At 70.5% G+C, this 12,975-nt stretch carries 11 protein-coding genes and 1 pseudogene; 7 read left to right on the forward strand and 5 right to left on the reverse strand.

Going from position 1 to position 12,975, the window contains the following annotated elements; genetic code table 11:
• Positions 1-44: 44 nt before the first annotated feature.
• On the forward strand, positions 45-2,513 hold the full coding sequence (locus VGV13_02070) for an MASE1 domain-containing protein (protein ID HEV8639864.1): 2,469 nt from the start codon (positions 45-47) through the stop codon (positions 2,511-2,513).
• Between the two features lie 115 nt (positions 2,514-2,628).
• On the opposite strand, the gene VGV13_02075 is transcribed toward VGV13_02070, so the two are convergent.
• Positions 2,629-3,717 carry an alpha-hydroxy acid oxidase gene (locus tag VGV13_02075; protein HEV8639865.1) on the reverse strand — a complete coding sequence of 363 codons (1,089 nt, stop codon included), beginning with the start codon at positions 3,715-3,717 and terminating at the stop codon, positions 2,629-2,631.
• 86 nt (positions 3,718-3,803) lie between these two features.
• Here VGV13_02075 and VGV13_02080 point away from each other — a divergent pair.
• Positions 3,804-4,361: pseudogene (locus VGV13_02080) on the forward strand (AMP-binding protein).
• 134 nt (positions 4,362-4,495) lie between these two features.
• On the forward strand, positions 4,496-4,813 hold the full coding sequence (locus VGV13_02085) for a hypothetical protein (protein ID HEV8639866.1): 318 nt from the start codon (positions 4,496-4,498) through the stop codon (positions 4,811-4,813).
• Here VGV13_02085 and VGV13_02090 read toward each other — a convergent pair.
• Positions 4,791-5,993: an MFS transporter gene (locus tag VGV13_02090; protein ID HEV8639867.1), complete on the reverse strand. Its 1,203-nt coding sequence runs from the start codon at positions 5,991-5,993 to the stop codon at positions 4,791-4,793. The genes VGV13_02085 and VGV13_02090 overlap by 23 nt on opposite strands.
• Before the next feature lie 23 nt (positions 5,994-6,016).
• Between VGV13_02090 and VGV13_02095 the strand changes: the two genes are divergently transcribed.
• Positions 6,017-6,739 (forward strand): sulfite exporter TauE/SafE family protein, encoded by a 723-nt coding sequence (locus VGV13_02095; GenBank protein HEV8639868.1) that lies wholly within the window; start codon positions 6,017-6,019, stop codon positions 6,737-6,739.
• A 37-nt stretch (positions 6,740-6,776) separates the two neighbouring features.
• Here VGV13_02095 and VGV13_02100 read toward each other — a convergent pair whose 3' ends face one another.
• The 3 genes from VGV13_02100 to VGV13_02110 all read right to left on the reverse strand — a co-directional run bounded on the left by VGV13_02100 (position 6,777) and on the right by VGV13_02110 (position 10,042).
• Positions 6,777-7,202 (reverse strand): nuclear transport factor 2 family protein, encoded by a 426-nt coding sequence (locus VGV13_02100; protein ID HEV8639869.1) that lies wholly within the window; start codon positions 7,200-7,202, stop codon positions 6,777-6,779.
• A 174-nt stretch (positions 7,203-7,376) separates the two neighbouring features.
• A complete protein-coding gene (locus tag VGV13_02105) occupies positions 7,377-8,564 on the reverse strand; it encodes a thiolase family protein (GenBank protein HEV8639870.1) in 1,188 nt (395 codons plus the stop codon).
• A gap of 11 nt (positions 8,565-8,575) precedes the next feature.
• Complete coding sequence (locus tag VGV13_02110) at positions 8,576-10,042, reverse strand: aminopeptidase P N-terminal domain-containing protein (protein HEV8639871.1); 1,467 nt, start codon at positions 10,040-10,042, stop codon at positions 8,576-8,578.
• 98 nt (positions 10,043-10,140) lie between these two features.
• On the opposite strand from VGV13_02110, the gene nudC reads away from it, so the two are divergent.
• The 3 genes from nudC to VGV13_02125 all read left to right on the forward strand — a co-directional run bounded on the left by nudC (position 10,141) and on the right by VGV13_02125 (position 12,839).
• The gene (nudC, locus tag VGV13_02115; GenBank protein ID HEV8639872.1) at positions 10,141-11,004 is read left to right on the forward strand and encodes an NAD(+) diphosphatase; all 864 of its coding nucleotides are present in this window, start codon (positions 10,141-10,143) and stop codon (positions 11,002-11,004) included.
• 135 nt (positions 11,005-11,139) lie between these two features.
• Positions 11,140-12,324, forward strand: a complete 1,185-nt coding sequence (locus VGV13_02120; protein ID HEV8639873.1) for an acetyl-CoA C-acyltransferase — start codon at positions 11,140-11,142, stop codon at positions 12,322-12,324.
• Positions 12,325-12,326: 2 nt separating this feature from the next.
• On the forward strand, positions 12,327-12,839 hold the full coding sequence (locus VGV13_02125; GenBank protein ID HEV8639874.1) for a gamma carbonic anhydrase family protein: 513 nt from the start codon (positions 12,327-12,329) through the stop codon (positions 12,837-12,839).
• Positions 12,840-12,975 lie beyond the last annotated feature (136 nt).

Here is a 12,975-nt window from a genome sequence, read left to right on the forward strand (position 1 = left end):
AACGGCACTAGGCGATCCGGGGGCGAAGAAGTAAGCTGTCCAGAATGCGTAGCCTCGCGGCCACCCTCGGCCGTCCGTCGGCGGCGAGCCTCCCGCTCCTCGCCGTCGTGTTCGTCGCGTACGTCCTGGCCGGCAAGCTCGGCCTGAAGCTCGCGTTCGTCCACGCCAGCGCCACCGCCGTGTGGCCGCCCACCGGGATCGCGCTGGCCGCGCTGCTGATGGCCGGCTATCGCGTCTGGCCGGCCATCCTGGTGGGCGCCTTCCTGGTGAACGTCACCACCGCCGGGTCGGTGGCGACCTCCCTCGGCATCGCCGTGGGCAACACGCTGGAGGGGCTGCTGGGCGCCTATCTGGTAACCCGGTTCGCCGGCGGCCGCACGGTCTTCGAGCGCGCCCCCGACATCTTCCGCTTCGCCATGCTGGCGGCGATCGTCAGCACGACCGTGAGCGCGACGATCGGGGTGACGAGCCTGGCCCTGGGCGGCTACGCCGAGTGGGCGAACTACGGGCGGATCTGGCTGACCTGGTGGCTCGGCGATGCGGCCGGCGCGCTCATCGTCACCCCGGTGCTGGTGCTCTGGAGCCGCGGTCACGCGGTGCCATGGGACTGGCGCCGCGGTGTCGAGGCCGCGCTCCTCCTGGTATCGGTAGGGGTCGCCGGCTTCTTCGTCTTCGGCGGCGGGTTCTTCCTCGAGGGCCTGGGGAACCCTCCGATCGCCTTCCTCTCGATCCCGCCGCTCATCTGGGCGGCGTTCCGGTTCGGCCCCCGGGAGGCGGCGACGGTCATTCTGTTGCTGTCGAGCATCGCGATCTGGGGCACCGTGCGCGGCTTCGGTCCCTTCGCGATCGGCAGCCAGCACGAATCGCTGCTCCTGCTCCAGGCCTTCATGGCTACCATCGCCGGCATGACGGTGCCGGTGGGGGCGGCCGTCTCGGAGCGCCGCCGGCTCCGGGACGCGATCCAGCACTCCGAGCTGGCCTACCGCGCGATGTTCGAGAGCAACCCGCATCCGATGTGGGTCGTGGATCAGGCGACCTTCCGCTTCCTCGCCGTCAACGACGCCGCGGTGGCGCACTACGGGTACGCGCGGGAGGAGTTCCTGGCCATGACGATCCTGAACATCCGGCCTCCCGACGACGCGCCGCGGGCGCGGGAGACGATGCGAGCGCTCCGCCAGGGGCACAACATCCTCGGAGCGCGCCGGCACCTGACCAAGGACGGACGGCTCATCCACGTGGAGATCAGCGCGCATCCCCTCGACTTCCGCGGGAGGCCGGCCGCGCTGGTCCTGGCCTACGACGTCACCGAGCGCACCGAGGCCGAGCGGGAGCGGCAGCGGCTCCTGCAGCGCGCGGAGGCGGCCCGTACGGAGGCGGAGGAGGCCAACCGTGCCAAGGACCGGTTCCTGGCCATGCTCTCCCATGAGCTCCGCACGCCGCTGAACGCGATGCTCGGGTGGGCGACAGTGCTCCGCTCGGGCCGGCTCGATCCCGCCACCACGGTGCGCGCGCTGGAGACGATCGAGCGCAACACGCGGCTGCAGGGAAAGCTCATCGAGGATCTCCTCGATGTGTCGCGGATCATCTCGGGAAAGCTCAGCGTCGAGATGCGGCCGGTGGACCTTCCGGCCGTCACCGATGCCGCCGTGGAAGCGGTGCGGCCGGCGGCTCAGGCCAAGGCGATCCAGCTCGAGATCATCCATCACGGGTCGATGGTGGCGGTGGTCGGCGATGCCGCCCGGTTGCAGCAGGTCGTGGGCAACCTCCTATCGAACGCCATCAAGTTCACCGGGCTGGGCGGCAGGATCACCGTGCGCCTCGAGCGCCTCGACGCGCACGTGCGCATTCAGGTGAGCGACACCGGCAAAGGCATCAGCCCGGAGTTTCTCCCGCGCATCTTCGAGCGCTTCCAGCAGGCCGATGCCACCAGCACCAGGGAGCAAGGCGGCCTGGGGCTGGGGCTTACGATCGTCCGCCACCTGGTCGAGCTCCACGGCGGGTTGATCCGGGCCGACAGCGGAGGAGAGGGACAGGGCGCGACGTTCACGGTCGACTTGCCCGTGGTATTGGAGGCGACGCCGCGCGAGCGAGACGAATGGCCGGCGATCGGTGTCGCGCCGGGCTTGCTGGAGGGCGTGAGGGTCCTCGTCGTCGACGACGACGCCGACGCGCGGCAGCTGGTTTCGACGGTGCTCGTCGAGTCGGGGGCCAGGGCCACGGCGGCCGCCTCGGTCGGGGAGGCGCTGGAGTCGCTGGCCCGTGCCCGGTTCGATGTCCTGGTGGCCGACATCGCGATGCCGGGGCGGGACGGCTACGATCTGATCCAGGAGGTGCGGCGCCTGGAGGGCGAACGACGCTCGATTCCCGCCGTCGCGCTCACCGCCTACGCGGGGCGCGAGGACCGGGAGCACGCGCTGGCCGCCGGCTACCACGCGCACCTGACCAAGCCGCTGGAGGCGAGCAAGCTGGTCGATGTGGTGGCCGGGCTGGCCCGACTGGCGAGAGGCAAATAGCGCTCGAGGCCAATGAACCGCTCGGTAAGCTAGTGCCGTTCCAACTATTCGCGCCTAGGAAGGCACCGTGTACGTCGTTCGTGGACAGATTTAGTATCAACAAGTTGGAACGGCACTAGTAGCCTTCCTCCTCCAGCAGCGGGAAGGCACTCGTCAGGTGCGGGCGGGTGACCGGACTCGCCGGATGCAGGTAGGAGCGATCGAGCGCGGCCAGGCGATCGGCGCCCAGCAGCCCGAGGCAGATCCTGACCTCGTCCTCCAGGAGCTCGAGGACCCGCACGAGACCTGCCTGGCCCGCCGCCGCCAGCCCGCAGCAGGCCAGCCGGCCGATGCCCACGGCCTGCGCGCCCATGGCCACGGCCTTGACGACGTCGGTGCCCCGCACGAACCCGCCGTCCACGATGACGGCGGCCCGGCCGCCGACCGATTCCAGAATCTCGGGGAGCACGTCCATCGTGCCCCGCCCGTGGTCGAGCTGGCGACCGCCGTGGTTGGAGACGTAGACGACGTCCACGCCGTGATCGCAGGCCAGCGCGGCGTCCTCGGCAGTGGCGATTCCTTTGAGCGCCAGCGGGATGTCGTGGGTGTCCTTGAAGCGCTTGACATGGTCCCAGCTGAGCCCGGCCTGGAAGGCGAAGCCGCCGGCCCGCACGCGCCAGGGCTTGACGAGGCGGCGGGCCAGGTCGCGCTCCCGGCGGCTGTAGACCGCCGTGTCCACGGTGAGGCAGAACGCGGCGTAGCCGTGGTCGATCGCGCGCTTGACGTGGTCGTCCACCCAGGCGTCGTCACCGCGCACGTAGAGCTGGAAGATGCGGAAGGCGTCGGGCGCCGCCTGCGCCGTCGCCTCCAGCCCGGGGTTGCAGACGGAGCTCAGCATCTGCGGCACGCCGAACTCCAGGGCGGCGCCCGCGGCCGTGGCGCCGCCCCCCGCGGCGAAGGTCTCGATCGAGCCGATGGGCGCCAGCATGACCGGCAGGCGGGTGGGCCGGCCGAGCAGGCTCCAGGTGCAGTCGATCTTGGAGACGTCGCGCAGGACGCGGGGCCGGAAGGCGAGCGAGTCGAGGGCCTGGCGGTTGCGCCTGAGAGTGGTCTCCGTCTCGGCGCCGCCGGCCAGGTAATCCCAGGGCCCCGGCGCCAGGTTCACCCGGGCCGCCCGCACGATCTCGTGAAGGGTCTGGAACTTGTCCTCGAGGTTCGAGCCCATGGCCTGGGTGTTATAACATGGGCGCCCCCGAGGACGCGGCCGGTTCAGGGCGGGGCGGCTATACTCCGGCCAGGGAGGGCGGGCGGATGAAGAGCGCCTTCGACGAGGTGTACGCGCGGTCGCTGCGGGATCCCGAAGGGTTCTGGGGGGCCGCCGCGGAAGACATCCACTGGGACAAGCGCTGGGATCGGCTCTTCGACGACTCGCGAAAGCCGTTCTACCGGTGGTTCGTCGGCGGCGCGCTCAACACCTGCTACAACGCGCTCGACCTGCACATCGACCGCGGGCGGGGCAAGCAGCGGGCGCTGATCTACGACAGCCCCGTCACCAACACGGTCACGACCTTCACCTACGGCGAGCTGCGGGACGAGGTGGCCCGGCTGGCCGGCGCCCTCCGGCGGCAGGGGATCGACAAGGGCGACCGCGTGATCATCTACATGCCGATGGTGCCGGAGGCGGTGATGGCCATGCTGGCCTGCGCGCGCATCGGTGCCGTCCACTCCGTCGTCTTCGGCGGCTTCGCCGCCCGGGAGCTGGCCACGCGGATCGACGACGCCCGGCCCAAGCTGATCCTCTCCGCGTCCTGCGGCATCGAGGTCAACCGGCTGGTCCCCTACAAGCCGCTCCTCGACGGCGCCGTCGAGCTGCGCGGGACGATGAAGAGGATCGCCGACGGTCTGGAGTACACGACACCGGCCACCATCGACGACCCGGCGATTCTCGGCGAGATCGCCGAGGCGCTGAAGGCGGTCGGCTACCCGAAGACACGGTGAGCGCCATGAGATTCGCGGCTTCGATGGTTGCCCTGACGCTGTTGGTGGGCTGTGCGCCGGCCTTCGACGTCGCCGGCCGGGAGTGGACCAAGCCCGCGGCCTCGATTCAGCAGGTGACGCTCGACGTGACGGAGTGTGCCCGCGAGGCGTACGACGCCGGCTGGACGCCCGATCTCCTGCTCGGCGGCGTCCTCGACGTCGGGCGACTGGTGGTCGAGCGCGGGGCGCAGGCCTGGACCTACCGTCGCTGCATGCGAGACCGCGGGTATGAGCGGGAGGAAGCTTCCGCGCCCGCCGACCTCAGCGCCGCGAACGCGAGCTGATCGTGATGACGGCGAGGCCCAGCAGCCCGGTGGCGCCGCCGACGAAGAAAGCCGTGCTGACGCCCCAGCGCTCGGAGATCGCCCCCATCAGGAAGGCCCCGACGGGGAACGAGCCGCTGAAGATCAGTATGTAGAGGCTCATGACGCGGCCGCGGAGGGCGTCGGGCGCGCTCACCTGAAGCGTCGTGTTGCAGCCGGCCGCCGTGATGATCGCGGCGAAGCCGACCACGAAGAGGACGGCCAGAGCGACCCCGAAGTCGCGGACGAAGGCCACGCCCAGAAAGGCCGCGCAGGCCAGCGCGCCGGCCCCGACGATGACGCGCAGGCGCGGGCGGCGGCCGAGCATCCCCAGCGTCAGCGCCCCGGCCACGGCCCCCACCCCGATGGCGGCCATGAGAAAGCCGAAGCCCGCCGCGCCCTGGTGGAGGACGTTCCGGGCCAGCAAGGGAACCAGGACGCTGAAGTTGAAGACGCACAGGCTCACCACCAGCAGCACGCTGAGGATGAACCGGATGCGCGGAGTATGGCGCGCGTAGGCGAGCCCTTCGCGGATCTCCTCGAAGATCGTCGTCGGCGCGGCGCGGCGGGAACGTCCCTCGACATTGGTGGCGAGCAGCGCGCCAATGACGACGAGGAAGCTGAGACCGTTCAACAAGAAAGCCGGGGCCACGCCCACCCGGGCGATCAGCAGGCCGGCGACCGCGGGCCCCACGATGCGGGCGGCATTGAACGCGGCGGAGTTCAGCGCGACCGCGCTGACCATGTCCGCCTTGACCACGAGGTCCGCCACGAAGGACTGGCGGGCCGGCATGTCGAGCGCGTTGGCGAAGCCGAGCACCAGGGCCAGCAGGCCCACATGCCAGAACCGGACGTGGCCCGACCACACCAGCGCCGCCAGGGCGAGCGCCTGAGTGGCGAGGAGGGTCTGGGTGCCGAGGATCAGGCGGCGCTTGGGCAGCCGATCGGCGAGGGCGCCCGCCAGGACGGCGAACGCCAGGACGGGCGCGAACTGGAGGGTGCCGATCAGGCCGAGCTTGAAGGCCGAGTCGGTGAGCTGGAGGACGAGCCACGACTGGGCGACCGACTGCATCCAGGTGCCGACGAGCGAGACCGCCTGACCGATGAAGAAGCGGCGGAAGTTTCGATGGTTCAGGGCGCGAAGGCCGCTCGGAAAGGTCATCGCCAGGCCGTAGAATAGCGCGCGTGAGCCTCGCCTGGGTGGCCGGCGCCTGCATCGTCGCGGGTGCGAGCTTCGTCATGGGGCTGGCCGGCTTCGGCATCGGGCTCGTCTCGCTGGCGTTACTGCCCTTCCTGATGTCGCCGGCCACGGCTGTCGTGCTGATGACGCTCTACGCCTTCGTCTTCGCGCTGGGGGTGTTCGTCCAGCTCCGACGCGACGTCGTGCCCGGGGCCATCGGTGATCTGGTGATCGGCACGGTGGCCGGTATGCCGCTGGGCGTCTGGGTGCTGGCGACGCTGCCCGCCTCGGCCCTCAACCGACTGATCGGCCTGATGCTGCTCGCCGCCGTCGCCCTCGAGTGGCGCGGCCTCTACCCCGAGAAGCTGACGGGACGTAGCTGGGGCCTGGGGGCGGGCGTGCTGGCGGGAATGATCGGCGGCGCCGTCGGCACGCCGGGACCGCCGGTGATCCTCTATGCGACCACGCAGGGCTGGAGCCCGCGCGCCACGAAAGCCAACCTCCAGGCGTTCTTCACTGTGAACCAGGCGGTGATCCTGGCCGGCTACTGGTGGGCGGGCCTGCTCACGCGCGAGGTCTGGCGATTCGCCGCCGTCTTCGCCCTGCCGGCGATCGTCGGCCTTCTCGCCGGCGTGATGCTCTTCAACCGGATCGACCACATCCGCTTCCGGCGGGTCGTGTTCGCGTTGCTCTTCGCCTCGGGAACGGTCCTTCTCGTGCGGGGCTGATTCCGGCGCCGCCGGTCACCCCTCGTCGACGATGAGACTACTCCCCGTACTTCCGGCGGAGGACCTTGGCCAGCGACTCCGGCGCGAAGCCGAGCTGGAGCAGCGCCCAGCCGGTGTCGAAGTACTCGCGGTAGGCGACGATCCGGCCGGCTGCCAGCTCGAAGAGGCTCATGCCGCGGAATCGAACCCTGCGGCCCGCGCTGCGGGGGACGACGTCGGTCACGACGTACTCGAACGTCCACTCCGTGGCCGCCCGCTCGGGCGTCTCCACGACGGTGTCCATGTCCCAGCGGTAGTCGCGCCCCTCGTGGAACATGCGCTCGAACATCGCACGCAGCGCGGGATGGCCCGCGTGCGCGCCGTAGAAGCTGTCCTCGTACGTCCCGCGCTCGGTGAAGCAGGCCAGGAGCGCCTCGACATCGCGCCGGTTGAAGGCTTTCGCGAAGTCGTGGACGACGCTCATCACGGGGTTAGAGGCACGCGATTCGAGCGCGGGCTCCGCCCGCGCAAGGAGCTTGTGCGGGGAGGGGTCGGAGGGGGCGTCTCGCCCCTTCTGACGTGATCGACGCGCGGGCGGAGCCCGCGCAACCTGTCCGGGGGGAGGCTCGGAGGGGGCCGTAACGTCCGCCCCCTCCGATCAAAGGCACGCCTCGAACAGGCCGGCCGCGCCCTGGCCGCCGCCGACGCACATCGTGACCACGCCGTAGCGCGCCCGGCGGCGGAGCATCTCGTTGGCCAGCGTGCCCACCATGCGCGAGCCCGTCATGCCGAAGGGATGCCCGATGGAGATCGAGCCGCCGTTGACGTTCAGTTTGTCGGGGTCGAGCCCGAGCCGGTCGCGGCAGTAGACGACCTGGGAGGCGAAGGCTTCGTTGAGCTCCCAGAGGCCGATGTCCTGGATCCGGAGGCCGTGGCGCTCGAGGAGCTTCGGCACCGCGAAGACGGGGCCGATCCCCATCTCCTCCGGCGCGCAGCCGGCGACGGCGAAGCCGCGGAAGACGAGCTTCGGGCGGATGCCAAGAGCTTCGGCGCGCGGGCGCGACATGAGGAGCGTCGCCGACGCGCCGTCGGAGAGCTGCGAGGAGTTCCCGGCCGTTACCGTCCCCTGGCCGCTCTCCTTGTCGAAGTGGGGCGGGAGGGTCTGCAGCCCCTCCAGCGTCGTGTCGGGCCGATTGCACTCGTCCCGGTCGACGTAGTGGTCCTCGTGGCCGGCGATCTCGCCCGTCTTCTTGTCGACGATGCCGCGCGTGACGTGCATCGGCGCCAGCTCTTCCTTGAAGAACCCGGCCTCCTGGGCGTGGGCGGTGCGCTGCTGGCTCAGCAGCGCGTACTGGTCCTGGGCGAGACGGCTGATCTTGTAGCGCTTGGCGACGACCTCGGCCGTGTCGCCCATGACCATGTAGAGCCCGGGGTAGTGCTCCTTCACCCACGGGTTCGGGTCGTTGTCGCGCTTCATCATCGTGATGGACTCCACGCCGCCGCCGATGGCCGCCTCCACGCCCTCCTGGAGGATCAGGTGCGCGGCCATCGCGATCGCCTGGAGCCCCGAGGAGCAGAAGCGGTTGACCGTGGTGCCGGGGATGGTGACGGGCAGGCCGGCCCGCAGCGCGGCGACGCGCGCGACGTTGTGGCCCTGGGAGCCGTGAGGCTGGCCGCAACCGAGGATCACGTCCGCGATCTCGCGCGGGTCGAGCTGCGGGACCTTGCCGAGGGCATCGCGGATGATGTGGGCGGCCAGCTCGTCGGGCCGCGTGACGTTGAAGGAGCCGCGGAAGGACTTGGCCAGGGGCGTCCGCGAGCTGGCGACGACGACCGCTTCTCTCATGGTGGTTCCTTTCAGGGGAGGCTTCGCCGAGTGTACCGCGGGGCCTCGGCGCAGACGCGCTCGATCTCCTCGACGGTCTTGGGGGTGCCGGCGGTGAGCACCTCGCAGCCGTCGGCGGTGACCAGCACGTCGTCCTCGATGCGCACGCCGATGCCGCGGAACTCCCGGGGGATCGGATGGACGCTCGTCCCGGCCTTGGCCTTCTCCTCCTCCTCCAACTGCCGGGCGGCGGCGGCGCCCAGGCGGTAGCGGCGCTCCCACATCTCGTGCTCGTTGTACTCGCGCAGGTGGAAGGTCGCCGTGTCCTGCTCCGGATCGATGTAGAGGCCCGGCTCGATGGTGAAGACCATGCCCGGCTCGAGGACGCGCGACTCGCCGTTCACCCGATAGTCGCCGACGTCGTGCACGTCCATGCCGAGCCAGTGGCTGGTGCCGTGCATGAAGAACTCGCGGTAGTGGTGCATGGCCAGCGAGTCCTCCACCCCGCGGGGAAGGAGCCCCAGCGCGACCAGGCCCTCGGTGAGGACCCGCCGGGCCGCCTCGTGGACCGCCTCCAGCCGCCGGCCCGGCCGGGCGGCCTCCAGGGCGGCCAGCTGGGCCCCCAGGACGAGCTCGTAGATCGTCCGCTGCGGCGGCGTGAAGCGTCCGCTGGAGGGGAACGTGCGCGTGATGTCGGAGGCGTGGTAGCCGTACTCGCAGCCGGCGTCGATCAGGACGAGGTCGGCGGCCTCCAGGCGACGGGAGTTTTCGTGGTAGTGCAGGATGCACGCGTTGGGCCCGGAGGCCACGATGGAGGGGTAGGCGTTACGGGGCGAGCCGTGGGCGCGGAAGACGAACTCCAGCGCCGCCTGCACCTGGTACTCCCAGAGGCCGGGCCGTGCCACCCGCATCGCCTCGGCGTGGGCCTCGCGGCTGATCGCGCAGGCCCGGCGCTGCCAACCGAGCTCGGCGGGCGAGCGCCGCAGGCGCATCTCGTGGAGGATCGGGCCCGGGTCCTCGATGCGGGTGGGCGTGGGATAGCCGCGGGTGCGTGCCGCGCGCAGCTCGGCGATGAGCCGCGTGATCCGGGCGTCGTGGACCGGGTGGCCCAGGCGGTAGTAGAGCGTCGGCCGCTCGAGGAGGTACTCGCGCAGCTTCTCGTCGAGGTGGGCGATCGGGTAGGCGGCGTCGGCCCCGTAGATGGCGACGGCGCCCTCGACGCCGGCCCGCCGGCCAGTCCAGATCTCCGCCTCGCGGTCGCGCGACCGCACGAACAGGACGACCCGCTCCTTGGCGTGCTGCGGGTTGAAGACGGCGACGGCATCCGGCTCGTCGAAGCCGGTGAGGAAAAAGAAGTCCGAGGACTGGCGGAACTCGTACAGCACGTCGCCGTTGCGGGGCGCTTCCTGGGCGCCGGGGATGATGGCCAGGGCGTCCCCGATGGCCTCGGCGAAGCGTTGCCGCCGGTCGAGAAAGGGGGCGAGGTCGAAGGGTGTCACTGGTCTCCTCTGCCTCGATACCATAAGATGCGATCGATGCTTCCTCCGAGCGTACTCGATCAGCCGGCCGTCCGCACGGGTTCACCGGCGCGGTGCCGATGACGCCCGAGACGGTCTATCTGCCGTTCAACCGCGACTGCCTCGGCGAGGCCTTCCTGCCCGCCAAGCGCGGCGCCAAGCCGCCGGAGCCGCGCGGCCACTGGCTGATCGTCCAGGAGCAGGGGCTGATCGTCTCCACCGACGGGCGCGAGCTGTCGCTGCCGGGCGGCGACTGTCCCGCGGGTCTCCGCGGCACGCTCCCGGAGCCGCTGTGGCTGGGGACGTTCCGGGGCACCCCGTGCTGGGTGACGAGCCTCCCCCGGGACGCCCAGGTGCCGGCGGGCTTCCACCGCGAGACGCTGGTGCCGATGCAGGGCACGAGGCTGCCCGACGACCTGCTCTCGCTCGGGGGCATGGCGATGCAGGCGCTCTGGTGGGAGAGCACCAGCGGCCACTGCCCGCGCTGCGGCGAGCGGACGGAGCGGATCGAGAACGAATGGGGCAAGCGCTGCCCCCGTTGCCACTACGAGCATTACCCGCATCTGCATCCCGCGGTCATCGTCCTGGTGCGCGACGGCGACCGCGTGCTGCTGGCCCGCAAGGCCGCCTGGGCGCCGGGGCGCTACGCGCTGGTGGCGGGGTTCGTGGACAACGGCGAGTCGCTCGAAGGCGCCGTGCGGCGCGAGGTGAAGGAAGAGGTCGGCGTGGACGTCAAGGACGTCCAGTACGTCGGCAGCCAGAACTGGCCGTTTCCCAGCCAGCTCATGGTCGGCTTCGTCGCCAGCTACGCGGGCGGGGAGATCACGCTCGACCCCGAGGAACTGGAGGACGCGCGCTGGTTCCCTCGCGACGACCTGCCCCAAGGCCCCGCCCGTCACAGCATCGCCGGGTTCATCATCGAGCATTACGCCCGATGCGCCTAGTGCCGTTCCAACTTGTTGATACTAAATCTCTCCACGAACGACGTACACGGTGCCTTCCTAGGCGCGAATAGTTGGAACGGCACTAGCGTCTGACCAGCGCGGGCGGTGTATCATCGCGCCCAAAGGAGACCAGCCATGGCCGAGGCCGTCATCGTCTCCACCGCTCGCACCCCGATCGGCAGGGCCTACCGCGGCGCCTTCAACAACACCCATGGCGCCACGCTGGGCGGCCACGTCATCAAGCACGCCGTCGAGCGCGCCCGACTCGAGCCCGGCGAGGTCGAGGACGTCATCCTGGGCTGCGCCATGCCGGAAGGCGCCACCGGCCACAACATCGCCCGGCAGGCTGCGCTGCGGGCCGGCCTGCCGGTGACGACGGCCGGCGTCACCGTCAACCGATTCTGCTCGTCGGGCCTGCAGGCCATCGCCATGGCCGCCCAGCGCGTGATCGTCGATCGGGTACCCATCGTGGTAGCGGGCGGGCTCGAGTCGATCAGCCTCGTGCAAACCGAGCACATGAACCTCCACCGCTTTCGGGAGGAGTGGCTCGAGGAGCACAAGCCGGAGATCTACATGTCGATGATCGAGACGGCCGAGGTCGTGGCCACGCGCTACTACATCACGCGCGAGGCCCAGGACGCCTACGCGCTGGTGAGCCAGCAGCGCACCGCCGCCGGCCAGAGGAACGGGCGCTTCGACGCCGAGATCGTGCCACTCCCGACGACGAAGGTCGTGGTGGACAAGGCCACGGGCCAGACGCGTCTGGAAGAGGTCACGCTCGAGCGGGACGAGGGCAACCGGCCCGACACGACGCTGGAGGGCCTGGCCGCGCTCAAGCCCGTCACGGGCGAGAAGGGCCACATCACCGCCGGCAACGCCAGCCAACTCTCGGATGGCGCGTCCGCCTGTGTGGTCATGGACGCGGGGCTTGCCGCGCGGCGTGGGCTCTCTCCGCTGGGGATCTTCCGGGGCCTGGCCGTCGCGGCTTGCGAGCCCGACGAGATGGGGATCGGCCCGGTCTTCGCGGTGCCTCGTCTGCTCGAGCGCTTCGGCACGAAGATGGACCAGATCGACCTCTGGGAGCTCAACGAGGCCTTCGCCGTGCAGGTCGTCTACTGCCGCGACCGGCTCGGCCTCCCGATGGAGAAGCTGAACGTCGACGGCGGCGCCATCTCCATCGGCCACCCCTACGGCATGAGCGGCGCGCGCATGGTCGGCCACGCCCTCATCGAGGGCCGGCGCCGCGGCGCTCGCTACGTGGTCTGCACCATGTGCATCGGCGGCGGCATGGGAGCGGCCGGCCTCTTCGAGGTCGCCTGACGGTGATCCGCGAGGTCCCGGGCCGGAAGCCCCGCGTCCATCCCGGCGCCTACGTGGACATCGCGGCTCAGGTCATCGGCGACGTGGAGATCGACGACGGCGCCAGCGTCTGGCCGGGGACGATCGTGCGCGGCGATCAGGACAACTACATAAAGATCGGCAAGAACACCAACGTCCAGGACTGCTCGGTGCTGCACGTGACGCCGCAGCACCCCTGCCTGGTGGGCGACAACGTCACCATCGGCCACCGCGCGGTCGTCCACGCCTGCACCATCAAGGCCAACGTCCGCATCGGCATCGGCGCCGTGGTGCTGAACGGTGCGGTGGTGGAGGAATGGGCGCAGGTAGGCGCCGGCGCCCTGGTGCCCCCGGGGAAGGTGGTGCCCTCGGGCTGGCTGGTGATGGGCGTGCCGGCCAAGCCCGTCCGCCAGATGAGCCAGGAAGAGCTGGACGACATCAAGCGCAACGCCATCGAGTACGTGGAGCTCTGGCGGCGCGACTACGGGCAGCCCTAGTGCCGTTCCAACTATTCGCGCCAAGGGAGGCGCCGTGTACTACACGTACGTGTTGCGGAGTGATCGAGATCAACGGCTCTACACCGGAACGACGCACGACCTCCGCACCCGAATCAAGCTGCACGCTGACGGAAAG

It is taken from the genome of Candidatus Methylomirabilota bacterium (genome assembly GCA_036001065.1).
Classification (GTDB): domain Bacteria; phylum Methylomirabilota; class Methylomirabilia; order Rokubacteriales; family CSP1-6; genus MNEF01.